Genomic DNA, 26,076 nt, shown 5'->3' with positions numbered 1-26,076 from the left:
CTTTTTTCAGGCGTGACGCGCCTGCATGCAGACTAAAAGAGGCTAGACCCCTGTGGCATTGACGATTCTTGGCCTGTCCGGCGCCCTTAGCCATGATCCTTCCGCAGCCTTGTATATCGACGGCAAGCTGATCGCGGCCGCCGAAGAAGAGCGCTTCGTACGCGACAAACATGCAAAGAACCGCATGCCCTACGAGTCGGCGAAGTTCTGCCTGGAACAAGCCGGTATCAAGCCTTCCGACGTTGACGTGGTGGCGATTCCGTTCGCCCCCATCAGCCTGTTCGGCGAGGCCCGCTGGCACTATGCCAAGCGTTACTGGTATGCCCCGGACCGCGCCCTCGACGCGATCCTGATGGGCAACCGTCGCTACAAGCGCTATCGCAACAAGATCGTCTGGTGCCTGGAGCAGCTGGGTTTCGATCCGAAGAAAATCAAGATCGAACCGGTTGAACACCACCTGGCCCACGCTTCCAGTGCCTATCACTGCTCCGGCTTCCAGGAGAAGACCGCGATCCTGGGGATCGACGGCAAGGGTGAGTACGCCACCACGTTCTTCGGCTACGGTGAAAACGGCAAGATCCACAAGATCAAGGAATTCTACGACCCGGACTCCCTGGGCGGCCTGTACGGTGCGATCACCGAGTTCCTCGGTTTCGAGATGCTCGACGGTGAGTTCAAGGTCATGGGCATGGCGCCGTATGGCGATGCCAGCAAGTACGATTTCTCGCGTTTGGCCTCCTTCGAAAACGGCGAGTTGGTGATCAACACCGACTATGCCAACGTCATCGGCCTGCGCCGCTACAAAGAGAAGGGCAAGGGTTTCTACTTCTCGCCGAAACTGATCGAGTGGCTGGGGCCCAAGCGCGAAGGCGACATCGCCGACGAGCCTTACATCCACTACGCGGCCAGCATGCAGGCGCTGTTCGAGAAGCTGGCGTTGCAGATGATCGACCATTACCTGGGCGATATTCTCAAAGATACCGGCAAGCTGGCCTTCGCCGGCGGCTGTGCGCTGAACGTCAAGCTGAACCAGAAGATCATTGCCCGTGACGACGTCAAGGAGCTGTTCGTGCAGCCGGCGTCCGGCGATGCCGGTACGGCGGTCGGTGCGGCAGCCTACGTGTCCCACGCCCGTGGGGTGCCGGTAGAGAAGATGGAACACGTCTATCTCGGCCCGTCCTACAGCAACGAAGACGTGATTGCCGCATGTGCCAAGCATGCGAGCAAGCCGGTATGGCGCCAGATCGAAAATACCCCGAAGCGCATCGCCAAGATCATGGTCGATGGCAACCCGGTGGCCTGGTTCCAGGGCCGCATGGAGTTTGGTCCGCGCGCCCTGGGCGGTCGTTCGATCATCGGTTGCCCGAGCGCCACTGGCGTGGCTGACCGCATCAACCACCAGATCAAGTTCCGCGAGCGCTGGAGGCCTTTCTGCCCGTCGATGCTCGACACCGTGGCCCCGCAGATGATCAAGGTCGATCACCCGGCGCCGTTCATGACCTTCACTTTTGAAGTGTCGGAGGAGTGGAAAACCCGCGTGCCGGAAGTAGTCCATGAAGATGGCACCTCCCGCGCCCAGGTGCTCAAGCGCGAATACAACCCGCGTTACTACGACATGATGAAAGAGCTGGAAGTGCTGACCGGCAACGGCGTGTCGCTGAACACCTCGCTCAACCGTCGTGGAGAAGCGATGATCTGCTCGCCGACCGACGCGCTGAACATGTTCTTCGGTTCCGACCTGCAGTACTTGATCATGGAAGACATCCTGGTGGTCAAGGACGGCGTAGACCCTTATGACGCTGTGGTTTAAATGCTGAACCGCTTCCAGGGCTGGCGTGAACGTGGCTGGACGCCTGTCGAGGCCGAGGTTTACGCCCAGGCCTGGCAGCGTTTTGGCGGTAGCGTGGCGACTCATCCGCAGATCGTCGAGCGGCTGGCGCACCTGGCGCAGATTCCGGTGCGTTACCTGGGCTGGGAGCAGGACGGCGAGCTGAAAGGGGCGATTGCCACCTGGGGGCGCGACCTGGCCCTGTCCAAGGACGTGCTCAAGCGCAAAGGCAAAAAAGGCCTGTTCGATCTGGGTAACGCCGAGATCATCCTGCCGATTGCCGCCGATGCGCAGCTTCCTGTGCGCCATCGGGCGCGTTATCTGTCGGCGCTGAATGAAGGGCGCGTGAACACCCTCAAGCCCCAGGCCGAGCAGTTGGCCATGGCGCGTACACCGGAAGAGCTGTCGAAAAAGTTTCGCTATAACCAGCGCCGCGAACTGCGCTTGCTGGAAGAGGCGGGCGGCGTGGCGCGGGCGGTCAGTGAGTTTTCCAGCAGCGAACTGGCAGCGATTTATTGCGACCTGTTCCAGCGGCGCTGGGGTTTCCCGGCAGCGGGTGCTGAACGTCTGGCTGAGGTGCTTGAGCTGCTCAAGGAATTCCTGTTCGGCTCGGTGCTGTTTCTCAATGACGCCGCGATTGCCGTGCAACTGGTGTATCAGGTGCAGGCGCCGGCGTGGGTCAGTGCCGAGTACGTCAACGGCGGTGTCGACCCTGAAACCAAGGCATTCAGTCCCGGCAGCGTGCTGAGTTTCCTCAATACCCAAAGTGCCTGGGAGCAGGCGCGGGCGAGCGACAAGCCCCTGCGTTTCTCATTTGGGCGTTCCGATCGCGAATACAAGGAGCGCTGGTGCAACCCGGTGCCGGTGTTCAGCGTATGAGCCGCAAGCAGCAATTGCTCAAGCAGCATCGACGCAACAAGCGTATTGCGTTGTTGGTTGGCCTGTTGTTGCTGGTGGCTGTCGGTGTGCTGGTGGCCTGGTGGCTGCCGCTGATCCTTGCGGTAGTGCTGTGGGCCGCGCATGAAGCCTGGTTTGCCGACCACCTGTTCTACTCGTCTAAAGACGACTATGAATACGCGTTTCCCGAGGGCAGCGAGTGCGCGGGCCTGCGCCTTGACGCCGGGCGGCTGGTGTTGGACACGCCCTTGGCGGGAGATGAAACCCTGATCGTCGGCATTGAGCTCAAGAGTTCCTGGCTCGGACGCTTTCTGGACCCTGCGGTAGAGTTGCTGGGCCTGGATACGCCGGACCTGCAAGTCTTCGAGCGTGGTGTCGCAGGCCGGCGCTATCTCAACCTGACCGGCGCGGGCGCAGCATTGGCCAGCGGAAAGCTGCGCTTGCGCGGGCGCTTTTGCCGGATCAAGGGGCAGCCGACGCTATGGGTATTCCGCCAGCCGGATTACCGTCGCCAGCGTGTGATGGTGATCGCGCCCCATGCCGATGATGCCGAGTTGGCCGCATTCAGCCTTTACAGCCAGGCCGATGAGAGCTGGATCGTCACCCTTACGGCGGGTGAAATCGAAGCCGATCATTATCAACAAATGGGCATGCCCAAGGCCGATGCTGCACGGATCAAAGGCCGCCTGCGTGCCTGGGACAGCGTCACCGTGCCGCGTTGGGCGGGTGTGCCCGAGGCGCAGTGCGTGCAATTGGGCTACTTCTGCATGCAACTTCCGGCGATGCAGGCCGCGCCGGACCAGCCCCAGGTGTCCCGGGAAGCACAGCTGGACGATACGCGGCTGTTTCGCCAGTTCAATACCCTGGCCTTGCCCGGGGATGTGGACGGCGCGCCGACCTGGAACAACCTGATTGCTGACCTGCGTGCACTGCTGCTCAAGGCGCGCCCGCAGGTGATTGTGTTGCCAACGCCGCTGCTGGATCCGCACCCGGATCACATCTGCGCGCACGCCGCGATTCTCCAGGCCCTGCAAGGCCTGGAATGGCAGCCGGGTACGTTGCTCGGTTATGCCAATCACTTGCATGATAACGACCGCTGGCCCATGGGTGACTCGGGTGCGGGTGTGGCCCTGCCGCCGCGGTTCGACGCCACGCTTGAGCTGGTCCCGTGCAGCTTGCCACTGACGTTGAGCCAGCAGCAGGACAAGGCCATGGCGCTGGGCATGATGCACGACTTGCAGCCGCGCGCGCCGTTCAAGCGCCGCGTGCGCAGGTGGTTGCAGCAATTACTGGCGGGCCGTAGTCCATCGCCTTACGGAGAGAATGAGTTCTTCCGCAAGGCGGTGCGTCGTCATGAGTTGCTCTGGGTTTTAAAGCAGGACTGAGACCTTATTGAAGGCAGGCTTGCAGCGCCTGCCGACCCTTTTTCGCCGGGCTGCGTGCCCGCAGCCAGATTGCAGCATGGAGAGTTATGAAGCCTCGTTTCAAGGTTTTGCAGTTACAGCCGGACTACAACGTCAAGACCCACGACTTCGCCGACCTCGGCGAGCAGATCGTCAAGGCTTTGCCGGCTGAACGTTTCGAGGTCACATCCGGGTTCCTCAGCGGCCGTCCGCTGCCCGGCCAGCCCTTGAGCGTGGCTGAACACTCCCATTACTTCGAGTTGCCGGAAAAGTCCCTCAAGGGCATTCGTTTCGGCGCCATGTGGCAGATCTACAAGTACTGCCGCGAGCAGAAATTCGACGTGGTCATCTGTAACCGCTTCAAGTCGGTGAACATGATGCTGTCCCTCAACCGCTGGTTGAAGATCCCTCTGTGCATCGGCATCTCCCACGGCTTTGGCGAGTACGCCCGTGGGTATCGCCGACGCCAGACGCAAAAGTGGGTCAGCCCGGCGTGGCGGTTTGTCGGAGTGTCGGCAGCGGTGAAGGATTACCTGGTAGACCTCAATTGCGGGTTCACCCGGGAAAACACCACCTTTGTCACCAACGCGATCGACATTCCCCAGGCCGAAGCCTTGCAGTTGCCGCGTGATGAAGCGCGCAAGGCCCTGGGCTTGCCGCTGGATGCGCGGATGATTGGCGCCCTGGGCCGCCTGGTGCCGATCAAGGGCCACACCCATTTGCTGCAAGCCTTCGCTACCCTCAAGGACAAATACCCTGAGGCTCAGGTGGGAATCATCGGCTCCGGCCGCGCCGAAGCCGACCTGCGTGCCGACATCGAGCGCCTGGGCCTGACGGGCCGCGCGCACCTGCTGGGCTTTCGTGAAGATGGTATGAAGTACGTACGAGGCTTTGATATTTGGACCATGCCTTCTCTGTTCGAAGGCCTGGGCCTGGCGCTGCTGGAAGGCATGAGCGGGCATCTGCCGGTCATTGCTTCTAACGGCCCGGCAATGTTGCCGCTGGTAGAGGGGGCAGGCGGCCTGTCCCATGACCCGGGCAATGTCGAGCAGTTGGCGGCGGCGCTGGACACCTACCTGGCACTGAGTGACGAAGACTTGCGCGCCAAGGGCGAGCAAGTGTTCCGCTACCTGGAAGCAAACCACACCCTGGACGAGTTCCGGCACAAGTATTTGAACCTGATCGAAACCGGTCTGCGGGAAGTAGGTAAAGCATGAGTCAGCAACAACCCCTGGTCAGTGTGATCATTGCGTCGTACAACCACGGCCCGTACATCGAACAGAGCATCCTCAGTGTGCTCGGCCAGACCTACCCGAACATCGAACTGCTGGTGGTGGACGACGGTTCCAAGGATGACAGCGTGGAGCGCATCCAGCGTCTGCAGGCCGAACACGGTTTTGATTTCCAGGTGCAGCAGAACCAGGGCCTGACCAGGACCCTAAATGGCGCCGTGGCCCGGGCCAAGGGCAGCCTGATCGCGCCACTGGGTTCTGATGACATCATGTTGGCGGACCGTATCGCCACTCAGGTTGCTTATCTGGAAGACAAGCCCAAGGTCGGCATCTGCGCCGGTAACATCGAGCTGATCGATGGTGACGGCAAGCCGTATCCGGAAAAGAAGCAACGTCGCGACCTGCCGTTTCGCAGCCTGGATTTCGACGACCTGTTCCTGGACCGCAAACCCTTCCCGCCGGCACCGACGCTGATGATTCGCCGGCATGCGCTGGAGGAGGTAGGTGGGTTCGACCCGCAGATCCCCCTGGAAGACTTGCTGATCGAACTGAAGATCACCCACGCCGGCTACACCATCGACGTGTTGAACAAGGTGATGGCGCAATATCGTCAGCACTCGACCAACACGTACAAGAATCATCGCTACATGATTCAGAACATCCTCAAGTCCTACGCGTTGTTCAGCGATCACCCGGCCTATGATCAGGTTCGCTTCAACTTCCTGAACTCGATGTTCCTCAAGACCGCCGACCGCGACCGCCCACTGGCGCGGGAGATCCTCAAGCAGGTTCCCTTGAAGTTCTGGGGTCGCAAGACCTTGCGGGGGTTGGTGCGGTTGTACCTGACGCCTCAGCGCACTGCCTAGCGCTGCTACCGGGCCATTGCTTACACCGCAATGGCCCGGGAGCGTCTCAAGGGGTCAAGTCATCACTTTGCCGTGGCCGGGCCCGCTTCCTGCGGGGCCGGGCGCTTGAGCTTGAGTACCTGCGCGCGGATCTTCGCCGTGGCGGCCGGGGATGCAACCGAGGCATAGCCCTTGGCCAACTGCTCAAAATGCGTTTCGAACAGCCAGTTGCGGTCTTGCGGATAACGTTGCATGTGCCGCAGGTTGCGCTGGCGCAGGGCGTTACGCAGCGCCGAGGGGTAAAGGCGCATGTCTGCCACGTCGATCAGGCCGAACTCGCCGTCATCCATCAACAGCACGTTGCCCAGGTGCAGCGAGCGAAAATAGATGCCGCGCTCGTGCAACTGCGCCATGAACTGGCCGAAGCGTTCAATCAGCGATTCGCGCAGGCTGCTGTCCAGGCTTTGCAAGGCCTGGCGCAGGGTCAGCCCTGGCAGCGGCTGGTACTGCACGGCGCTGCTGTGGTCCTGAAGCTCGTAGAGGCCAAGGATCGCCGGTGAAGGAACGCCTCGCTCACGCAATTGCTCGCTGTTGCTGGCAAACCGCTCGGAGTAAGGGTTGAAGCTACCTGAGGTGTACCAGTTCCGGGCGCGGAACAGTTTCAGGAAGCTGCCGTCTTCCAGGCGCAGGACCTTGGGCCCCAGGCCGTCGGCCTCGATCACGTGGGCGTTGCTGCACAGTTGTTCGAACGCCTGGGGTTTCAGACTTTGCACCGGCATGCGCAGCAGGCTGCGGCGGCGCTGGGCGATGCTCAGGCCGGCGAGCAACGCCAGCGGGATCCACAGCAGGAACCAGTGCTCTTTGGGCCGCGAAAGAATGCCACCGCCTTCGGTCAGGCCGGCACCGATGCCGTACGCCAGCAATGACGATGCCAGGATGAACAGCGGTTGTGCGCGTGCCTTGAGGCCTTTGTACAAACCCCAGGCGAGCATGAAGGCCCACGGGATGAAACCGATGATGCCGACGTAATAAAGCACGCCCAAGGCGAAGCTGTGGGGTTCGCGAAGCGGCTCGGAGGGATAGTTGGCAGGCAGTACGTAAAGGTCGGAGTCGTAGCTGTGGCCGATCCATGGGTGATCGGCGATCCGCCCCAGGATAATCTGCCAGATTTCAAAACGGAATGAGCTGCCGCGCTCGGTGATCAGGTGCGGGTAAAACAGCAACAGTGCGGCGGCTGCCAGTACCAGGCCGGCAACCATCAGCACTGAACGGCGATTTCGGCTGAGTAAGCCCATCCAGAGCACCGCGAGCACCAGAGCAACCAACGGTGTCCTGGAGCCTGTGGCCAGCACGGCGACAGTCATGATTGCCAGCGCCGGCACGCTCAGCCACAGCGCGTGCAAGCGTTTGGTGGTGACGCAGACATACAGCCAATACACACAGAAAAAGCCGAATACGTGGGAACTGAGCAGCGGATTGTCGAGGGCGCCACGGCCTCCGATCATGCGCATTCCAGGCTCGAATCCTGAGGCAAAGGCCACCAGGTTGATCGCGCAGACGACGGTTGCGATCACTGCGGCGCTGAAGAAGATGGGCTTGAACAGGTCATTGCGGTAGTGCAGCAGCAAGCCGCACCCGGCAAACAGCATGAAGGTATGCAGCGGGCGCCGGTACAGGTCGGTATCCGGATGGGCTTCCGGGCTCCAGAGCAGGCTGATCAGAGCCCAGGCTGAAAACACCAGGAAAGCGATCGCCAGCGGTTCACGCAGGACCTCCTTCCATTCCCTGGGGCGCAGGCACAGCAGCAGCAACGTCGGGGCGCTGAACAGGCCGTAATAAAACTTGTGCATCACATTGCGGTTGGAAACAAAGAACAGCGCACTCAAGAGGAGCAAGAGGCCGATCGGCAAAATCCATAGGCACAGGAAGTCGAATACGCGATTTGAGCTATAGATGAGGCGTTTTGAGTGCATACGGGAAAGCCGTTCCTGAACTGAGAAAGTCGAGCATACTAAGGTAGTGGCTATATAATGTCGCTTGTTGGATCCAACCTGGCTGCAGGCTTGCCGGTGCAAGTACAACAGAGAAGCTGTGCTAAAGTCAGCCTCCTTTTTCAAAACCGCCGCGTGATATGACCGACTCCAGTCCGAGCGCAAGCCCTTCGAGCTTGAAAATATACTTCCGCCTGCTCACCTACGTTAAGCCTTATGCCGGCTTGTTTGCGCTGAGTATTGTCGGCTTTCTGATATTCGCTTCGACCCAGCCAATGCTGGGCTACATCCTCAAGTATTTTGTCGATGGCCTGTCCAACCCAGAGGCGGTGCTGTTTCCCAGCGTGCCTTTGCTGCGTGACCTGCAACTGTTGCAGGCGGTACCGCTGCTGATCATCGTGATCGCCGCGTGGCAAGGCCTCGGCTCGTTCCTGGGCAACTACTTGCTGGCCAAGGTTTCCCTGGGCCTGGTCCATGACTTGCGGGTGCAACTGTTCAACAACTTGCTGACCCTGCCGAATCGCTATTTCGATAACCACAACTCGGGGCACCTGATTTCCCGCATCACCTTTAACGTGACCATGGTCACGGGTGCGGCGACGGATGCGATCAAGGTGGTGATTCGCGAAGGCATGACAGTGATCTTCCTGTTCGCCTCGCTGCTGTATATGAACTGGCGCCTGACGCTGGTGATGATCGCGATCCTGCCGCTGATCGCGGTAATGGTCAGCACGGCCAGCAAGAAATTCCGCAAGCAGAGCAAGAAGATCCAGGTCGCCATGGGCGATGTCACCCACGTTGCCTCGGAAACCATCCAGGGCTACCGCGTGGTGCGCAGCTTTGGTGGCGAGGTCTACGAGCAGAAGCGTTTCCTCAAGGCCAGCCTGAGCAACACCAACAAGCAACTGCGCATGACCCGTACCGGGGCGATCTACACGCCGGCACTGCAACTGGTGATCTACACCGCGATGGCGGTGTTGATGTTCCTGGTTCTGTACCTTCGCGGTGACGCGTCGGCCGGCGACATGGTGGCCTACATCACCCTGGCCGGCCTGCTGCCCAAGCCGATCCGTCAATTGTCGGAGGTCAGCTCGACCATCCAGCGTGGCGTGGCCGGTGCCGAAAGCATTTTCGAGCAGTTGGACGAAGAGGTTGAGGTCGATGGCGGCACCGTCGAGCGCGACAAGGTCAGCGGTCGCCTGGAAGTGCGCAACCTGAACTTCACCTATCCCGGCACCGAGCGCCATGTGCTCAAGGACATCACCTTTACCGCAGAGCCCGGCCAGATGGTTGCCCTGGTGGGGCGCTCGGGCAGCGGCAAGTCGACACTGGCCAGCCTGATCCCGCGTTTCTACCATCATGAAAGCGGCGAAATCCTGCTTGATGGTGTGGAGATCGAAGATTACCGCTTGCTCAACCTGCGCCGGCACATCGCCCAGGTTACCCAGCACGTGACCTTGTTCAGCGATACCGTGACCAACAACATCGCCTACGGTGACCTCGCAGGCGCCCCTCGGGCGGAGGTTGAAGCGGCTGCTGCCGACGCCTACGCCAAGGACTTCATCGACCAGCTCCCAAAAGGCTTTGATACCCAGGTCGGCGAAAACGGCGTGCTGTTGTCCGGTGGCCAGCGCCAGCGCCTGGCGATTGCTCGTGCGTTGCTGAAGAACGCGCCACTGCTGATCCTCGACGAGGCTACCTCGGCGCTGGACACCGAGTCGGAGCGCCATATCCAGGCGGCCCTGGACAAGGTCATGCAGGGCCGCACCACGTTGGTAATTGCCCACCGCCTGTCGACTATCGAGAAAGCCGACCTGATCCTGGTGATGGACGATGGCCGGATCGTCGAGCGTGGTACCCATGGCGAGTTGCTGGCGCAAAACGGTTACTACGCCCGCCTGCACGCCATGGGCCTGGACGCACCGGTTTCGGCCGACATCACCTGAACTGCAGGCGCCGGCTTGCTGGCGATAGCATCATCGCGGTTGCACTGAAAAACCGCAGTGATTGCATCGCCGGCAAGCCGGGCCCTACATTGCACAAGCCTTTGACAACCCTGTGGTAATATCGCGCCCCTGTTCATTTTGTATGTGGGTTGCTCCATGAAGTTGTCCATGCCGCGATTCGATCAAGCCCCTGTCTTGGTGGTCGGCGATGTCATGCTCGACCGTTACTGGCATGGCGGTACCTCACGGATTTCCCCTGAGGCACCGGTACCGGTAGTCAAGGTCGAGCAAATCGAAGACCGTCCAGGTGGCGCTGCCAACGTTGCCCTCAATATTGCCGCCCTCGGCGCCCCGGCTTCCCTGGTGGGTGTGACCGGCGATGACGAGGCTGCCGACAGCCTGGCCAACAGCCTGCGCGGTGCTGGTGTGCGTGCGCTGTTCCAGCGTATTCCCCACCAGCCGACCATCGTCAAGCTGCGGGTCATGAGTCGTCACCAGCAATTGCTGCGTATCGATTTTGAAGAACCCTTCGCCACCGACGCCCAGGCACTCAGCGCCCAGGTTGACGAAATGCTCGAAGGTATCAAGGTGCTGGTGCTGTCTGACTACGGCAAAGGCGCCTTGAAAAATCACCAGGTGCTGATCCAGGCCGCCAAGGCCCGGGGCATTCCGGTGTTGGCAGATCCCAAGGGCAAGGACTTCTCGATTTATCGGGGCGCCAGCCTGATCACGCCGAACCTCAGTGAATTTGAAGCCATCGTCGGCGGCTGCGCCGACGAGCACGAGCTGGTGACCAAGGGTGCCACGCTCATGGCCGACCTCGACCTGGGCGCCTTGCTGGTGACCCGTGGCGAGCACGGCATGACCTTGCTGCGTCCCGATCAGCCGGCCATGCACTTGCCGGCGCGGGCCCGTGAAGTGTTCGACGTAACCGGCGCCGGTGACACGGTAATTTCCACCCTGGCCGCGGCGATTGCAGCGGGTGAGGAACTGCCCCACGCGGTGGCCCTGGCCAACCTGGCGGCAGGCATTGTGGTCGGTAAACTCGGTACGGCAGCCATCAGTGCCCCGGAACTGCGTCGCGCTATCCAGCGTGAGGAAGGTTCGGAGCGTGGTGTGTTGAGCCTTGAGCAATTGCTGCTGGCGATTGACGATGCCCGGGCCCATAACGAAAGCATTGTCTTCACCAATGGTTGTTTCGATATCCTGCACGCCGGTCACGTGACCTACCTGGAGCAGGCGCGTGCCCAAGGCGATCGCTTGATCGTGGCGGTCAACGACGATGCGTCGGTCAGCCGCCTGAAAGGGCCGGGCCGGCCGATCAACAGTGTCGACCGCCGTATGGCGGTGCTGGCGGGTTTGGGCGCGGTGGACTGGGTGATCAGCTTTGCCGAGGCGACCCCGGAAAACCTGCTGGCCCAGGTCAAGCCCGATGTGCTGGTCAAGGGCGGTGATTACTCGGTCGACCAAGTGGTGGGTGCCGATATCGTCAGCGCTTATGGCGGCAAGGTCAAAGTGTTGGGGCTGGTGGAAAACAGCTCGACCACGGCGATTGTCGAGAAGATCCGTAATAACTGATTGTGGGAGCGGGCTTGTGTGGGGGCGGGCTTGCTCGCGAAGGCGCTGGGTCAGCTAGCAGATGCAGTGACTGACACACCGCATTCGCGAGCAAGCTCGCTCCCACATTTGACCGCCGCGACCTGACGTCCCGTTACCGGTTGGCTTTTTTCTTCGGCACGATCTTGCGCAAGATCTGCCGCGCCTTACCCGTCAAGCGTTTCAACTTTGACTCTTTCTCCGGCGCACTCAGCCCTTGTTGGCGTAGCCAGTCTTTCCAGCGGATCCGCTCGTCACGCACGATCCAGCCTTCCTGCTGGGCAAAACTCTCTGCCAGATACAACCCTCGCGTACTCGCCGGATACAGCTGATCCTTCTTCAAGGTGTACAGCTCTGCACACGGCTGTCCGTCCTTCAGCGGCATCAGGTACAAGTCCGGGCGCTGGCGGTCCAGGCGGGCCAACAGTTGGTCGCCTTCCAGGCGTTCGTCCACGTGAAACAGGCTCAGGGACTTAGCCTCCTTGGGCACTTCCAGGCGCAAGTCATAAATAAGTTGCAGCGAAGCCGTCGGCAGGTGCACGTAGGCGCGTGGCCGTTCGATCAATTGCATGGTGGCGCAGCGCACCGGCCGCGCGGCTCCGGACAGCGGCGAGAGACGAAACGGCAAGGCTTCGCGGTAATGCAGGGCGGACGAGTAGGGCGCTGGCAGCCAGGTGTCATTGAAGCGCCCGCCCAGCCAGCCTTCCGGGGTTTCCAGCAGGCATTCCTCGGCGATTTCCTGGATGGCGGTGTGCAGCGGCAAGTTCAGTTCGTGGGCCGGCACATAACCGGAGATCAGCTTGAGCACCACGTCGCCGCGGTCTTGCCGACGCTGGCGCACCAGCACCCAGTAATCGCGATTTTGCCAGTGCAGGGTCAGGCGTACCGAGACGCCAAGGTTGGCCAGTTCCAGCACAAAACGTTCAGTGTCCTTGACCTCCACCGGCTTACGCCGCTGCAGGGTCTGGGCAAAGTTGAGCGGCATGCCGACACTCTGGTAACTCAAGCCTTCAGGGGTGGCTTCGACGTGCAGCGGCAGTGTCTTGAAGTTACTCGGGTTTTTTCTAATGAGCGTTCGCGGCATGTCGGCTCCTTCTTGCGTCGGGGTCGGCCGCGTCGGCGGCATCAGAGTTGGCAAATGACCTTGGCAGCGGTCGCCACGTTGTGGGCGAGGTGCAGCGGATTAATGGTCCCGACAATAGCACTGGCAACGCCAGTTTGCGCAAACAACAGCATGAAACTGGCGTGAATTGGATCCACTCCTGGATCCAGGCAAACATGTCCACTGGCCAGGGCTTTTTTTACCAGGATGCCTTTGCCGTGGGCGGCAGCGTAATCAATGACGGCTTTCTCGGCCTGCTCGTTCAGGTTGTAGGTGACCATGGCACAGTCGCCCTGTTCCAGAGCCTTTATACCGCCCTCGACGGTTTTGCCGGAAAAGCCGAAACCGCGAATCTTGCCCTCGCGCTTAAGGTCTTCGAGGGTCTGATAAACCTCGCATTCGTTGAGGATATGCAGGTCGTTGCCGTCGGAGTGCACCAGCACCAGGTCGATAAAATCCGTTTCCAGCCGCTTCAGGCTGCGCTCAACCGAAAGCCGGGTATGGGCAGCGCTGAAATCGTGATGGGACACGCCCTCGGCAAACTCCTCGCCCACCTTGCTGACAATCACCCACTCCTGGCGCTGGCCGCGCAACAGCGGGCCCAGGCGTTCTTCGCTGCGGCCGTAGGCGGGCGCAGTGTCGATCAGGTTGATGCCCAGTTGGCGAGCCTGACGCAGCAGCATACGCGCAGCATCATCATCGGGAATCTGGAAGCCGCTGGGGTATTTCACCCCTTGGTCGCGGCCCAGCTTGACGGTGCCAAGTCCCAGCGGCGAGACCAGCAGGCCGGTGCTGCCCAGCGGGCGGTAAAGGTCATGCAGGGTCGGCAGGCTCATGGCAGCAGTTGCTCCCAGGCGGGTTGGGCCACAGCGGGTTTGGGCAGCTCAGGCAGTTTTTCGCAGGTGCCAGGCTTGATGCCGTCACGTTCCAGCGCGTCGATAACCCGGTCGGCGAAGTCCGGTGCCAATGCCAGCTTGGTCGGCCAGCCGACCAGCAGGCGGCCCTGCTCGGCGAGGAAGGCGTTGTCCGGGCGGGTCAGGCCCGACTGCAGCGGCTCGGCGCGATCCACGCGCAGGGTGGCCCACTGGGTCTGGCTCATGTCGATCCAGGGCAACAGTTGGGCCAGCTCTTTTTGTGCGGTGGCGATCTGTTGCTCCGGGGTACGCGCTACACCTTCGGCCTCGGCGATATCACCGCCCATGTACCACACCCAATTGCCATCGTCGGCGGGGTGCGTGGTGATGGTAATGCGCGGCTTGGTGCCGCCGCCCAGGCAGTGGGCGTACAGCGGCTTGAGGCCCGGGCCCTTGGCGATGATCATGTGCAGCGGACGGCGTTGCATGGCGGGCTGGCTCAGGCCCAGGGCGTTCAGCAAGTCCGCGGTGCCGCCACCGGCGCTGAGGACGATACGCTGGGCGCGGATCTCGCGGCCGTCGACCTTCAAGCCTGCCAGTGCGCCATCTTCCATTAACGGTTCGACCTTCTCCCCGGCGAGCAGGCCGTCACCCGCCAGTTGCGCCAGGCGTTCGATCAGGCTCGGGACGTCGACCACCAACTCGGCCAGGCGGTAGACCTTGCCTTTGAAGCGGCGGTCTTGCAGGGCGGGTGGCAGGTCGTCGCCTTTCACCTGATCGACGCGGCCACGTACGGCCTTGCTGGCGAAGAAGCTGGTGAGGTTGCCGGCGATCGTCCCCGGCGACCACAGGTAGTGGGCTTCGGACAACAGGCGTACCCCGGACAAGTCCAGCTCTCCGTTGCCCGCCAGCGCCTCGCGCCAGCGGCGGGGCATGTCGGCGATAGCTTCGGAGGCACCGGTGAGCGCACCGTGCAGTGCGTATTTTGCACCGCCGTGGATGATCCCCTGGGACTTCACGCTTTGCCCGCCACCGAGGGTGGCGCTTTCCACCAGCACCGTGGAAAAGCCCTGGCGGCGCAGGCGCGCATTGAGCCAGAGGCCAGCAACCCCGGCGCCGACGATCAGAACGTCGGTGGAAATAACGGATGGCATGCAGCGACCTCAGTGTTCAAGACAGGCTGCGCAGTATACAGGCTCATGAAGTGAATCTTCGCCCCAACGCACCCTTATGACATACGCACCGTAGGAGCTGTCGAGTGGAACGAGGCTGCGAGTTTCAGCCTCAATTGAGTCTCACGTGAACGCTCAGTGCCCGGCCGTTTTCGAGAACAGCTGAATCACCACCACCCCGAGCACAATCAGGCCCATCCCCAACATCGCCGGGATATCCAGTTTCTGCCCGTAGATAAACAACGCGGCGATGCTGACCATCACGATGCCCATCCCGGCCCACACTGCATACGCGACACCCACCGGCACGGTACGCACCACCAGCGTCAGCATCCAGAAGGCCACGCCGTAGCCGACGATCACCAGCAACAGTGGGATCGGCGTGCTGAAACCCTTGATCGCTTTCATGGAAACGGTGGCGATTACTTCCGAGCAAATGGCAATGGCCAGGTAATAGTAGGCGGCGTTCATGGGGTAAATCCTCGGTGCGGGGTCGCTTGATAAGGTCGGCATTCTAAAGGCATATCAGGTGCGGTAAAGTCATTACCTATCCGAATTTAAGATGGGCCAGGTCATGAGCGTACAGTGGAGTCTTGAGCAAATGCGCCTGTTTGTCAGCGTCGCCGAGCAACGTTCGTTCTCGGCGGTGGCACGGGACCAGCGCAGGGCGCAATCGGCGGTGAGCAATGGGATTGCGTTGCTGGAGGCAGACCTGGGGGTATGCCTGTTTGACCGCAGCAGCGGCCGTCAGCCTCGCTTGACCGAAGCCGGCACGGCATTGCTCGAAGAGGCGCGGGAGGTCTTGCGCCAGTGTGAGCGCCTGAATGGCCGCGCCCTGTCGTTGATGCGTGGCGAAGAGGCACGTCTGCGCCTGGCCCAGGACGAGGCCATGCTCTACCAGCCGGTCCTCGATAGCCTTGAAGCGCTGGCGGGGAAATTTCCCAGCCTGGAAGTGCAGTTATCCAGCGCCGCCCAAGGCGATGTCGCGCGCAAACTGGTGGAGCGCAAAGCCGACCTGGGCCTGTTGTTCTATCACGATCAAATCCCCGAAGCGTTGGAGCGCCGGGTGCTGGGCAGCGTGGAGATGGTTACGGTCTGCGGCAGGAACCATCCTCTTGCGACGCAAAAGACCGTGGACTGCCAACGTCTTGCACAGTTTCGCCAGTTGCTGATGGCGACCCAGACCAGTGTGTATCCCGGCAGCGAGGCTGCCAGCCCGCAAGTGTGGCGCGCCGACAGCTTCTACGTGCTGGCTGAATGGCTGGCGCGTGGGCTGGGCTGGGCCTGGCTGCCACGGCATGTGGTGCAGTACCCGGCCTACCAGAACCAGATGGTCGAGTTGAACAGCGAATGGACCCCGCCGGCGCTGGTGGTGGAACTGGTCTGGCGCCGCGATGAGCCTCTGGGCCCGGCCGCGCGTTTTCTCGCCGAGCGTTTTGCCGAGTGCTTGCAGGCGATCGACTGAAAAAGCCGATAAACTCCGCCGCCATGAATAGAACTCTCTACAGCTGTCTGTTTTACCTGGCGCTGCCGTTGGTGGCTTTACGTCTGTGGCTGCGGGCCCGCAAGGCGCCGGCCTACGCCAAGCGCGTGGGCGAGCGCTTTTCCTGGGGCCTGCCGGCGATGCAGCCGGGCGGGATCTGGGTGCACGCGGTGTCGGTAGGCGAAAGCATCGCTGCCGCGCCGATGATTCGCGGGTTGCTGCAGCGTTATCCACAGCTGCCGATCACGGTCACCTGCATGACGCCCACCGGTTCCGAGCGCATCCAGGCGTTATTTGCCAACGAGCCGCGCATCCAGCACTGCTACCTGCCGTACGACTTGCCGTGTGCGGCCAAGCGTTTTCTCGATCGTGTGCAGCCGAAACTGGCGGTGATCATGGAAACCGAACTGTGGCCCAACCACATTCACCAGTGCGCCAAACGCGGAGTTCCCGTGGCATTGGCCAACGCACGGTTGTCGGCCCGTTCAGCCAAGGGCTACGGGCGTTTCGCCAAACTGACCGCGCCGATGCTGGCGCAAATGAGCCTGTTCGCTGTCCAGACCGAGACCGAGGCCGAGCGTTTTCGTAGCCTGGGTGCACGGCCCGAGACTGTCGAGGTCACCGGCTCGATCAAGTTCGACCTGACCATCGACCCGCAACTGCTGGCGCGTGCCGCCGCCTTGCGCGAGCAATGGCACGCCAGCGAGCGCCCGGTGTGGATCGCCGCCAGCACTCACGAAGGTGAGGATGAAGTGGTGCTGGCTGCTCATCGCCAGTTGCTCGCCAGCTATCCCAATGCACTGCTGATTCTGGTGCCGCGCCACCAGGAGCGCTTCAACCCGATGTTCGAGCTGTGCCAGCAGCAGGGTTTCGCCACGGTGCGTCGCTCCAGCGGCGACGCGGTGACGGCGCAAACCTCGGTGTTGTTGGGCGACACCATGGGCGAGCTACTGTTTTTGTATGCCCTGGCCGACAGCGCCTTTGTCGGCGGCAGCCTGGTCGCCACGGGCGGGCATAACCCGTTGGAGCCGGCGGCCTTGGCCAAGCCGGTGATCTGCGGGCCCCACGTGTTCAACTTCCTGGAGATCAGCGCGATGATGCGCGACGCCGGCGCGTTGCAGGAAGTGGACGATGCCGAAGGTTTGGCGGTGGCCGTGCAGCGCTTGTTCGAGCTGCCGCAGGACGCGCAGAAGATGGGCCAGGCGGGGCTGGCAGTGATGCGGGCGAATCAGGGCGCGTTGAAGCGTTTGCTGGACGGGTTGGGCCGGCTGCTTAACGTATAACAACACACATCAAATGTGGGAGCTGGCTTGCCTGCGATACAGGCGCCTCGGTACATCAGTTAAACCGAGGTGATGCAATCGCAGGCAAGCCAGCTCCCACATGGGTTATGTGTTGTCTTTAATACCCAGGGTTAGCCTTCAACTGCGCCGCAGCGGCCTTGGCCAGGTCCGGCGGCAGGAAGTCCTTGTCCGGGTTGTAGTCGGCCTTCAGGTACCGCGCCAGGTCCTGCAAATCCCCCGGGTTCAACGTCCCTGCGGCCTGCTTCAAGCGCAGGTTGTCGAGGATGTAGTCGTAGCGGCTGTTGTTGTAGTTGCGCACCGAGGTGTACAGCTGGCGCTGGGCGTCCAGCACATCGACAATATTGCGCGTGCCCACCTGGTACCCGATTTCCGTGGCTTCCACTGCGCTCTGGTTGGAGATGATCGACTGGCGGCGCGCCTGTACCTGTTCCACATCGGTGTTAACCGCGCGGTGCAGGTTGCGGGTGTTTTCCACCACCTGGCGGCGCAGGCCTTCGCGCTGCTGCTCGGTCTGGCCCAGGCGGGAATAGGATTCACGCACTTGCGAGCTGGTCAGGCCGCCGCTGTACAGCGGGATGTTCAACTGCAAGCCCACGGTGCGTTGCGACACGTCACCGTGGTACGGCTGGCCGAAGGCGCTCGGGTTGCTGAAGCCCAGGGCGTCGTTGTCACCTTTTTCGTACTGCGCCACGGCATCCAGGGTCGGTGCATGGCCGGCCTTGCGTTGCTTGAGGGTTTCTTCGGCGGCGGTGACCGCATAGTTGCTCGCCAGCAGGTTCAGGTTCTGGCGGCCGGCGGTTTCGACCCAGGCCTTGGCGTCGTTTGGCGACGGTGGCAGCACCGGCAGCGTGTGCACGATGCCCTGGATCGAGTTGTACTGGCGGTTGGTCAGGGTGATCAGCGCTTCGAAGGCGTCGTCTACCTGGCGCTGGGCCAGGATCCGGTTGGCGCGTGCGGTGTCATAGCTGGCCTGGGATTGCAGCACGTCGGTCTTGTCCGACAGGCCCACGTCAAAGCGTTCGTTGGACTGGTCCAACTGGCGCTTGAACGCGGCTTCTTCGGCCTTGGTCGAGGCCAGGTTGTCCTGGGCCCGCAGTACGGAGAAGTAATTTTCGGCGCTTTGCAGGATCAGGTTCTGTTCGGTGGCCGAGAGTTGCAGCGCAGCCTGCTCGTTGACGGCTTCAGCGGCTTGCAACTGGAACCAGCGATCGGCGCGGAACAGTGGCTGGCTCAACGTTGCGCGCCAGGAATGCGCATCGCGGTTGACCGTGGCGGCCGGCTGATCCAGCTGGGTGCGTACGTTATTGATGTCGGCACCGGCAGACAGGTTCGGCAGCAAGCCGGCGCGGGCCTGGGGCACCACTTCTTTCTGCGCGCCATACTGGGCGCGGGCGGCGGCCAGGTCGGCATTGTTGTCCACCGCTTCCTGGTAGACGCTGACCAGGTCGGTTTTGGTCGTCAGGGGCGCTTCAGCTGCCCAGACCAGTCCGTTGGTCGCACAAGACACGGCGAGAGCCAGTGAAAGTTTGCGCAGCATGAGGCGATCCCTAGAATAATATTACGGCGATAATTTGGTGCCCAAGGCTAAGGCGGCCCATTCCTGGCGTCAAGGCCTCAAGCAGTCACCGAGTGTAGTGGCGCTATCACGGCACAACAATCCTGTAATTGCGCCATTCATCACGCTGAATGCACCGCCGTTGGCAATTTGCCTGCTCCATGGTCTAGACTGGCGGCGTTCTTGTCGGGGTGCCTTGCTATGAGGCTGAGATCGGTAAATACCGGATCCCGTTGAACCTGATCAGGTTAACGCCTGCGTAGGGAACAAGATTTCTCGTCACCCGGCGAGTCCTCTTGTGCTTCGTCCGGGATGTTGTTCGACAATCGAACAGCCCGTGCGCCAAGCACAGCACTTTCACAGTGCGTCCATCCGTCACAGGTTCGCTCCGACAAAAATCCACCGCCTGGATAGTTGGAGAGCCCGTGATGAGCATCGAATTAAAAAGCCAAAAATCAAAAAACACTGTGCACTTGAGTGAATCGGCCAAGGTCGACTCCGGTTCCGTACAGCCGTTTACCCGCTCGCAAAAAATCTACGTCCAGGGCACCCGTCCGGATATCCGCGTGCCAATGCGCGAAGTCAGCCTCGACGTGACGCCTACCGACTTCGGCGGCGAAATCAACGCGCCGGTGGTGGTCTACGACACCTCCGGCCCGTACACCGACCCGAACGTGATCATCGACGTGCGCAAAGGCCTGGGCGATGTGCGCTCGCCGTGGATCGAATCCCGTGGCGACACCGAGCGCCTGTCGGGCTTGAGCTCGCACTTCGGCCAACAGCGCCTGAGCGATGCCGAGCTGACCGCCCTGCGTTTCGCCCACGTGAAAAACCCGCGCCGTGCCAAGGCCGGGGCCAACGTCACGCAGATGCACTACGCCCGCCAGGGCATCATCACGGCCGAGATGGAATACGTCGCCATCCGCGAAAACATGAAGCTGGAAGAAGCACGCGCAGCCGGCCTGCTGGACCAGCAACACGCCGGCCACAGCTTTGGCGCCAGCGTGCCGAAAATCATCACCCCGGAATTTGTGCGCGAAGAAATCGCCCGTGGCCGCGCGATCATTCCCGCCAACATCAACCACACCGAACTGGAACCGATGATCATCGGCCGTAACTTCCTGGTGAAGATCAACGGCAACATCGGCAACAGCGCCCTGGGTTCGTCCATCGAAGAAGAAGTGGCGAAACTGACCTGGGGCATTCGCTGGGGTTCGGATACCGTGATGGACCTGTCAACCGGCAAGCACATCCATGAAACCCGCGAATGGATCATCCGCAACTCGCCGGTACCGATCGGTACCGTGCCGATCTACCAGGCTTTGGAAAAAGTCGGCGGCGCCGCCGAAGACCTGACCTGGGAGCTGTTCCGCGACACCCTGATCGAACAGGCCGAGCAGGGCGTCGACTACTTCACCATCCACGCCGGCGTATTGCTGCGCTACGTACCGCTGACTGCCAAGCGCGTGACCGGCATCGTTTCCCGGGGCGGTTCGATCATGGCCAAGTGGTGCCTGGCGCACCACAAAGAGAACTTCACCTACACCCATTTCGACGAAATCTGCGAAATCATGAAGGCCTACGACGTCAGCTTCTCCCTGGGGGATGGCCTGCGTCCGGGTTCGATTGCCGACGCCAACGACGCCGCGCAATTCGGCGAGCTGGAAACCCTCGGCGAGCTCACGAAGATCGCCTGGAAGCACGACGTGCAAACCATGATCGAAGGCCCGGGCCACGTGCCGATGCAGTTGATCAAGGAGAACATGGACAAGCAGTTGGAGTGCTGCGACGAGGCGCCGTTCTACACCCTCGGGCCGCTGACTACCGACATTGCGCCGGGCTACGACCACATCACCTCGGGTATCGGTGCGGCGATGATCGGCTGGTTCGGTTGCGCGATGCTCTGCTACGTGACGCCGAAAGAGCATTTGGGCCTGCCGAACAAGGATGACGTGAAGACCGGGATCATCACCTACAAGATCGCGGCGCATGCGGCGGATTTGGCCAAGGGGCACCCGGGGGCGCAGATTCGCGACAACGCTTTGAGCAAGGCGCGCTTCGAATTCCGCTGGGAAGACCAGTTCAACCTGGGCCTGGACCCGGACACGGCGCGTTCCTACCACGATGAAACCTTGCCGAAGGATTCGGCCAAGGTCGCGCATTTCTGCTCGATGTGCGGGCCGAAATTCTGTTCGATGAAGATCACCCAGGAAGTGCGTGAGTACGCCGCCAACCAGCGCATTGACGCGGTGGATGTGGACGTGGCCAAGGGACTGGCGGAGCAGGCGGAGCGGTTCAAGCAGGAAGGCAGTCAGCTGTACAAAAAGGTCTGAATCAGAACCTGTGGCGAGGGAGCTTGCTCCCGCTGGAGTGCGCAGCGCTCCCAGAATCTGGATCGGTGTTTTAACCGACACTCATCAGTTGCAGATTTTGGGGCGGCTTCGCCGCCCAGCGGGAGCAAGCTCCCTCGCCACAGGGGGCTTTGCTGATTCAAATAATAGTGTCCCTCCGAGATAACCCCCTTGAGCATTCAACCCAGCACCTATTCCCCAGACATCGCGGTGCCCACCGACAAGCGCGTCTTCGGCGCCCGCGATCTCTTTTCCCTGTGGTTCTCCCTGGGCATCGGCCTGATGGTCCTGCAAACCGGCGCGCTGTTGGCGCCGGGCCTGGGCCTTTCCGGCTCGTTGCTGGCGATCTTCCTCGGCACCCTGGTCGGCGTACTGCTGCTGGCGGCCGTCGGCGTGATCGGCAGCGACACCGGCTTGTCCTCCATGGCCGCCCTCAAGCTCAGTCTCGGCATCAAGGGCGCAAGCGTGCCTGCGCTGTTGAACCTGCTGCAGTTGATCGGCTGGGGTTCATTCGAAATCATCGTGATGCGCGATGCCGCCAGCCTGCTGGGGACACGCGCGTTCAGCGAAGGCAGCCTGCTGGCCAGCCCGCTGTTCTGGACCCTGGTATTCGGCGCACTCGCAACCTTGCTCGCCGTCAGTGGCCCGCTGACCTTTGTGCGCCAGGTCTTGCGCAAGTGGGGCATCTGGCTGTTGCTCGCCGCCTGCCTGTGGCTGACCTGGAACCTGTTCGCCAAGGCTGACCTGGCCGCACTCTGGGCCCAGGCCGGTGACGGTTCGATGCCATTTGCGGTGGGTTTTGATATCGCCATCGCCATGCCGTTGTCCTGGCTGCCACTGATTGCCGACTATTCGCGCTTCGGCAAGCGCGCCAAAAGTGTGTTCGGCGGCACGGCGCTGGGCTTCTTTATCGGTAACTTCTGGCTGATGAGCCTGGGCGTGGCCTACACCCTGGCGTTTGCGCCGAGCGGTGAAGTGAATGCGTTGCTGCTGGCATTGGCCGGGGCCGGCCTGGGGATTCCGCTGCTGCTGATCCTGCTGGATGAATCAGAAAACGCCTTCGCCGATATTCACTCGGCGGCGGTGTCCAGCGGGATTCTGTTGCGCTTGAAAGTCGAGCACCTGGCGCTGGCCATCGGCGTTGTCTGCACGCTGATCGCCTGCTTCGCACCGTTGGCGCAGTACCAGAACTTCCTGTTGCTGATCGGCTCGGTGTTCGCGCCGCTGTTCGGTGTGGTGCTGGTGGATCACTTCATCCTGCGTCGCCGTGGCCATGGGGTCGCCGCCAACCTGCGCTGGCCGGCACTGTTGGCCTGGCTCGGTGGCATCAGCACCTATCATTTGCTGGCCAATCTGTACCCGGATGTCGGCGCGACCCTGCCGGCGCTGGTGCTGGCAGGGCTGTTGCACTTCATCCTGGGCCGGGCCTTCAGTGGCGTGCGGGCACCAGCTCAGGTTTGATCACACCGGTCAGGCGCGCATAGGGGATGGTCATTTCGATCAGCCCCAATGCGTAAGGGGCGATGGTGGTCACGTTGTACTTGAGCACCACGCCATTGCTGGTCAGCGCCACATTCGGGGTTTTCTGGAACGGCCAGTTCTTCACGAACTCCGGGTCACGGTCCATCTGCGAGTTGATCAGCCAGTTGTTGTGGGCGACTTTTGCGGTCTTCCAGAACGCATCTTCCTGGCCCGGCAACAGCATGTCGGCCAGGCTCAACTCTTTGTGCAGCAGGCGTGAATAGTTAATGAAGCCACGGCCCGGCTCGCCGTGGGCGGTGCCGGTGTCCAGGTAACTGGAGACTTCAACGATCACCAGTCCGTCATGCTGCTCACGTACCTTGGCCTGCAAGTACATGCTGTTGCGGTCAGGCGACTCACGCAGGAATTTGTCCCGGTAGGCGTTCAGGGTGGCAGGCATGCTCTGGCCGGGCGAGGTGCGGGCCATCTGCAGCAGGCGCTGTTCGACGATCTGGTCCAATTGTGGCTCGGACGGGAAATGCACGGTGTCGATGTTCACCAGCGGGCAATCCGGGCTGCCGCAGCCGGGTTTGATCTGCTCGGAGGCGTCGGCGGTGGTGTCCAGCGACTTGACGTAGCTGGGTTGGAACAGGCTCTGGCAAGCGCCGAGGGTCAGGGCGATACAGGCCACGGAGGCGATTTTTAAAAGCGACATGTGTGTCCTTCGTAAATCGATTGAAAGCGAAAATTGTGGAGCTTCGACTACCGACAAGGCAGTCAGTTCGCCACTAAGCTGATTAGAGTGAGTTTGACGCCCGCCGTCTATCCCGGCAACCGGAAAGGGGCTGCATCAAGGGGCACGAGCGCGTTAGGATGGCGCGATGTCGAGGCCGCCTCGATACCGCAAGGCAAAAAACGAGGGTTGATATGACGGACACAGCGAAATCGACGCCGAGCAAAGTCGAGATTGTTCAGCGCGACAATGCCTACAAGGGCTTCTACAAACTGGACCGGCTGAAGCTGCGGCACGAGAAGTTTGATGGCGGCATGAGCCGTGAGCTCAGTCGTGAAGTCTTTGTTCGTCATGACGCTGTGTGTGTGCTGCCTTACGACCCGCAGCGCGATGAAGTGGTGTTGATCGAGCAGTTTCGCGTGGGCGCCATGGGCCGTACCGACAACCCATGGCTGATCGAAATGGTCGCCGGCCTGATCGACAAGGATGAGCAACCGGAGGAGGTTGCACACCGCGAAGCCGAAGAGGAAGCTGGCCTTACATTCTCCGCCCTCTGGCCGATCACTCAGTACTTTCCATCGCCGGGCGGCAGCACCGAATTTGTCCACTTGTTCCTGGGGCGTTGCGAAAGCGCCGGGGCCGGTGGCGTCCATGGACTGGAAGAGGAAGCCGAAGATATCCGCGTCACCGTGTGGGCTTTTGAAGATGCCCTGCAAGCGGTACGTGACGGTAAAATTTCCAACGCAGCGAGCATTATTGCCCTGCAATGGCTTGCGCTTAATCGCGCAGAAGTGAGGGGGTTATGGCAGTAAAGACACGGGAGCGATATCGGGTTGACCTGATCGGGCTGCAAGCAGCCTGCGAGGCCAACTATGCACGGCTGATGCGGCTGTTGCCGGACATGCGCCACACCCCCGAGGCGCGGCGCATCGCAGTGACCCACGGTGACCAGATGCTCGGTGTGCTGACCCTGGAAGTGATCGTGAACTGCCCGTACACCACCACCCTGCGGGTGCGCCAGGAGCACAGCCTGCCATGGTTGCCGGTGCCGCAGCTGGAAGTGCAGGTGTACCACGACGCCCGCATGGCCGAAGTAATCAGTGCCGAGCATGCACGACGCTTTCGCAGCATCTATCCTTATCCCAATGTGTTCATGCACCAGCCCGATGAGAAAGCACAGCTCAATGTGTTCCTCGGCGAATGGTTGAGCCACTGCCTGGCCCTGGGCCACGAGTTCGAAGTCGTTCGATAGATGTGAACTGTGTCCGCTTCACGGGTTTCCTCTTTGTGTCCTGCCCCAGCATAATCGCCTCACATGACCATTCCTGTGATCACGCCCTGGGAGAACGCCTTGCCGAGCGTATCCGCCTTGAACCCTGACGCTTCGGCGTTGCTGGTACAGTTGTCCGACAGCCATTTGTTCGCCGAGGCGGACGGCGCGCTGCTGGGCATGAATACCCGCGACAGTTTGCAACGGGTCATCGACGCGGTGCTGGCGCAGCAGCCGCAGATTGACCTGGTGCTGGCCACTGGGGATTTGTCCCAGGACGGTACGCTTGCGTCCTATCAGGCGTTTCGCGACATGACCCGGCAGGTGCAGGCGCCGGCGCGCTGGATTCCGGGTAACCACGATGAGCCGCAGGTGATGCAGCAGGCGGCGATCAACAGCGCGCTGCTGGAGCCGGTGGTGGATGTGGGCAACTGGCGCGTGACCCTGCTGGACTCGGCTGTGCCGGGCTCGGTGCCGGGGTATTTGCAGGACCAGCAGCTGCAATTGCTGGCGCAGTCGTTGAGTGAGGCGCCGACGCGGCATCATCTGGTGTGTTTTCACCATCATCCGGTGTCGATTGGGTGCGCGTGGATGGAGCCCATCGGGTTGCGTAATCCTGAGGCGCTGTTTGCGGTGTTGGATCGGTTTCCGCAGGTGCGGGCGGTGCTTTGGGGGCATGTGCATCAGGAGGTTGATCGGGAGCGCAATGGGGTGCGTTTGTTGGCTTCGCCGTCTACGTGCATTCAGTTCGCTCCCGGGAGTGAGGATTTCAAGGTGAGTGAGCAGGCGCCGGGGTATCGCTGGCTGCGGTTGCATGCCGACGGGCGGTTGGACACTGGCGTGGAGCGGGTTGAGGGGTTTGTGTTTCAGGTGGATTACGGTAGTGACGGGTATTGACGGTTTTGGGGGTATATCCGTTGTTTAGGTAACGGCTACTTAGGGTTCCGCTCTTACAGCCATGCCTTTCAAGGTCTACGTTTAAAACCCCGTTTAAAGTCATCTTCAAGTCCGTTTATCCGCCTTGGCAGATTTAAGCACCCGAGCTGTTGAGAC

At 61.4% G+C, this 26,076-nt stretch carries 21 protein-coding genes and 1 riboswitch; of the genes, 14 read left to right on the top strand and 7 right to left on the bottom strand.

Annotation, left to right across the window (positions count from 1 at the left end):
* The first annotated feature begins 52 nt into the window (after positions 1 to 52).
* From ACZRN6_RS06895 to ACZRN6_RS06875, 5 genes are all read left to right on the top strand, one after another.
* Complete coding sequence (locus ACZRN6_RS06895; protein WP_322142955.1) at positions 53 to 1,810, top strand: carbamoyltransferase family protein; 1,758 nt, start codon at positions 53 to 55, stop codon at positions 1,808 to 1,810.
* Positions 1,811 to 2,707, top strand: a complete 897-nt coding sequence (locus ACZRN6_RS06890; RefSeq protein ID WP_464007545.1) for a GNAT family N-acetyltransferase — start codon at positions 1,811 to 1,813, stop codon at positions 2,705 to 2,707.
* A complete protein-coding gene (locus ACZRN6_RS06885) occupies positions 2,704 to 4,110 on the top strand; it encodes a PIG-L deacetylase family protein (protein WP_464007544.1) in 1,407 nt (468 codons plus the stop codon). Before ACZRN6_RS06890 ends, ACZRN6_RS06885 begins: the two co-directional genes overlap by 4 nt.
* A gap of 86 nt (positions 4,111 to 4,196) precedes the next feature.
* On the top strand, positions 4,197 to 5,345 hold the full coding sequence (locus ACZRN6_RS06880; RefSeq protein ID WP_322142958.1) for a glycosyltransferase family 4 protein: 1,149 nt from the start codon (positions 4,197 to 4,199) through the stop codon (positions 5,343 to 5,345).
* The gene (locus tag ACZRN6_RS06875) at positions 5,342 to 6,226 is read left to right on the top strand and encodes a glycosyltransferase (RefSeq protein WP_464007543.1); all 885 of its coding nucleotides are present in this window, start codon (positions 5,342 to 5,344) and stop codon (positions 6,224 to 6,226) included. The genes ACZRN6_RS06880 and ACZRN6_RS06875 overlap by 4 nt, the downstream gene beginning before the upstream one ends.
* A gap of 62 nt (positions 6,227 to 6,288) precedes the next feature.
* Here ACZRN6_RS06875 and ACZRN6_RS06870 read toward each other — a convergent pair whose 3' ends face one another.
* Positions 6,289 to 8,178 carry an O-antigen ligase family protein gene (locus tag ACZRN6_RS06870; RefSeq protein ID WP_464007542.1) on the bottom strand — a complete coding sequence of 630 codons (1,890 nt, stop codon included), beginning with the start codon at positions 8,176 to 8,178 and terminating at the stop codon, positions 6,289 to 6,291.
* A gap of 158 nt (positions 8,179 to 8,336) precedes the next feature.
* On the opposite strand from ACZRN6_RS06870, the gene msbA reads away from it, so the two are divergent.
* Together msbA and hldE are read left to right on the top strand one after the other, a co-directional pair.
* Positions 8,337 to 10,142, top strand: coding sequence for a lipid A export permease/ATP-binding protein MsbA (msbA, locus tag ACZRN6_RS06865; RefSeq protein ID WP_322142961.1), 1,806 nt, complete (start codon positions 8,337 to 8,339; stop codon positions 10,140 to 10,142).
* Between the two features lie 156 nt (positions 10,143 to 10,298).
* Entirely contained in the window at positions 10,299 to 11,720 is a 1,422-nt protein-coding gene (hldE, locus tag ACZRN6_RS06860) for a bifunctional D-glycero-beta-D-manno-heptose-7-phosphate kinase/D-glycero-beta-D-manno-heptose 1-phosphate adenylyltransferase HldE (RefSeq protein ID WP_322142962.1), read from the top strand.
* Positions 11,721 to 11,853: 133 nt separating this feature from the next.
* Here the strand turns inward: hldE and ACZRN6_RS06855 are convergent, their stop codons facing one another.
* The 4 genes from ACZRN6_RS06855 to ACZRN6_RS06840 form a co-directional block, all read right to left on the bottom strand.
* Entirely contained in the window at positions 11,854 to 12,822 is a 969-nt protein-coding gene (locus ACZRN6_RS06855) for a metal ABC transporter ATPase (protein WP_464007541.1), read from the bottom strand.
* A 41-nt stretch (positions 12,823 to 12,863) separates the two neighbouring features.
* Entirely contained in the window at positions 12,864 to 13,676 is an 813-nt protein-coding gene (locus ACZRN6_RS06850; RefSeq protein ID WP_464007540.1) for an aldo/keto reductase, read from the bottom strand.
* On the bottom strand, positions 13,673 to 14,848 hold the full coding sequence (locus ACZRN6_RS06845; protein ID WP_322142964.1) for an NAD(P)/FAD-dependent oxidoreductase: 1,176 nt from the start codon (positions 14,846 to 14,848) through the stop codon (positions 13,673 to 13,675). The genes ACZRN6_RS06850 and ACZRN6_RS06845 overlap by 4 nt, the downstream gene beginning before the upstream one ends.
* A gap of 153 nt (positions 14,849 to 15,001) precedes the next feature.
* Positions 15,002 to 15,337 carry a DMT family transporter gene (locus ACZRN6_RS06840; protein WP_003209492.1) on the bottom strand — a complete coding sequence of 112 codons (336 nt, stop codon included), beginning with the start codon at positions 15,335 to 15,337 and terminating at the stop codon, positions 15,002 to 15,004.
* Between the two features lie 103 nt (positions 15,338 to 15,440).
* On the opposite strand from ACZRN6_RS06840, the gene ACZRN6_RS06835 reads away from it, so the two are divergent.
* Together ACZRN6_RS06835 and waaA are read left to right on the top strand one after the other, a co-directional pair.
* Complete coding sequence (locus ACZRN6_RS06835) at positions 15,441 to 16,331, top strand: LysR family transcriptional regulator (protein ID WP_322142965.1); 891 nt, start codon at positions 15,441 to 15,443, stop codon at positions 16,329 to 16,331.
* A 23-nt stretch (positions 16,332 to 16,354) separates the two neighbouring features.
* Positions 16,355 to 17,632: a lipid IV(A) 3-deoxy-D-manno-octulosonic acid transferase gene (waaA, locus tag ACZRN6_RS06830; RefSeq protein WP_464007539.1), complete on the top strand. Its 1,278-nt coding sequence runs from the start codon at positions 16,355 to 16,357 to the stop codon at positions 17,630 to 17,632.
* Between the two features lie 118 nt (positions 17,633 to 17,750).
* On the opposite strand, the gene ACZRN6_RS06825 is transcribed toward waaA, so the two are convergent.
* Positions 17,751 to 19,190, bottom strand: coding sequence for a TolC family outer membrane protein (locus tag ACZRN6_RS06825; RefSeq protein WP_322142967.1), 1,440 nt, complete (start codon positions 19,188 to 19,190; stop codon positions 17,751 to 17,753).
* Positions 19,191 to 19,385: 195 nt separating this feature from the next.
* A riboswitch (TPP riboswitch) is annotated at positions 19,386 to 19,491 on the top strand.
* Between the two features lie 145 nt (positions 19,492 to 19,636).
* On the opposite strand from ACZRN6_RS06825, the gene thiC reads away from it, so the two are divergent.
* Both thiC and cytX read left to right on the top strand, forming a co-directional pair.
* Positions 19,637 to 21,541 (top strand): phosphomethylpyrimidine synthase ThiC, encoded by a 1,905-nt coding sequence (gene thiC / locus ACZRN6_RS06820; RefSeq protein WP_464007538.1) that lies wholly within the window; start codon positions 19,637 to 19,639, stop codon positions 21,539 to 21,541.
* 189 nt (positions 21,542 to 21,730) lie between these two features.
* Complete coding sequence (gene cytX, locus ACZRN6_RS06815; RefSeq protein WP_322142968.1) at positions 21,731 to 23,020, top strand: putative hydroxymethylpyrimidine transporter CytX; 1,290 nt, start codon at positions 21,731 to 21,733, stop codon at positions 23,018 to 23,020.
* Here the strand turns inward: cytX and ACZRN6_RS06810 are convergent.
* Positions 22,989 to 23,735 (bottom strand): RsiV family protein, encoded by a 747-nt coding sequence (locus tag ACZRN6_RS06810; RefSeq protein ID WP_464007537.1) that lies wholly within the window; start codon positions 23,733 to 23,735, stop codon positions 22,989 to 22,991. The genes cytX and ACZRN6_RS06810 overlap by 32 nt on opposite strands.
* Positions 23,736 to 23,947: 212 nt before the next feature.
* Between ACZRN6_RS06810 and ACZRN6_RS06805 the strand changes: the two genes are divergently transcribed.
* The 3 genes from ACZRN6_RS06805 to cpdA all read left to right on the top strand — a co-directional run bounded on the left by ACZRN6_RS06805 (position 23,948) and on the right by cpdA (position 25,920).
* The gene (locus ACZRN6_RS06805) at positions 23,948 to 24,565 is read left to right on the top strand and encodes an NUDIX domain-containing protein (RefSeq protein ID WP_464007536.1); all 618 of its coding nucleotides are present in this window, start codon (positions 23,948 to 23,950) and stop codon (positions 24,563 to 24,565) included.
* Complete coding sequence (locus ACZRN6_RS06800) at positions 24,556 to 25,005, top strand: DUF1249 domain-containing protein (protein ID WP_322142971.1); 450 nt, start codon at positions 24,556 to 24,558, stop codon at positions 25,003 to 25,005. Before ACZRN6_RS06805 ends, ACZRN6_RS06800 begins: the two co-directional genes overlap by 10 nt.
* A 99-nt stretch (positions 25,006 to 25,104) precedes the next feature.
* Positions 25,105 to 25,920 (top strand): 3',5'-cyclic-AMP phosphodiesterase, encoded by an 816-nt coding sequence (gene cpdA, locus ACZRN6_RS06795; protein WP_322148602.1) that lies wholly within the window; start codon positions 25,105 to 25,107, stop codon positions 25,918 to 25,920.
* Positions 25,921 to 26,076: the final 156 nt, after the last annotated feature.

The organism is Pseudomonas sp. A125 (assembly GCF_055409485.1).
Note: the sequence above shows the minus strand (reverse complement) of the source record. Positions and strands in the feature narration are given on the sequence as shown.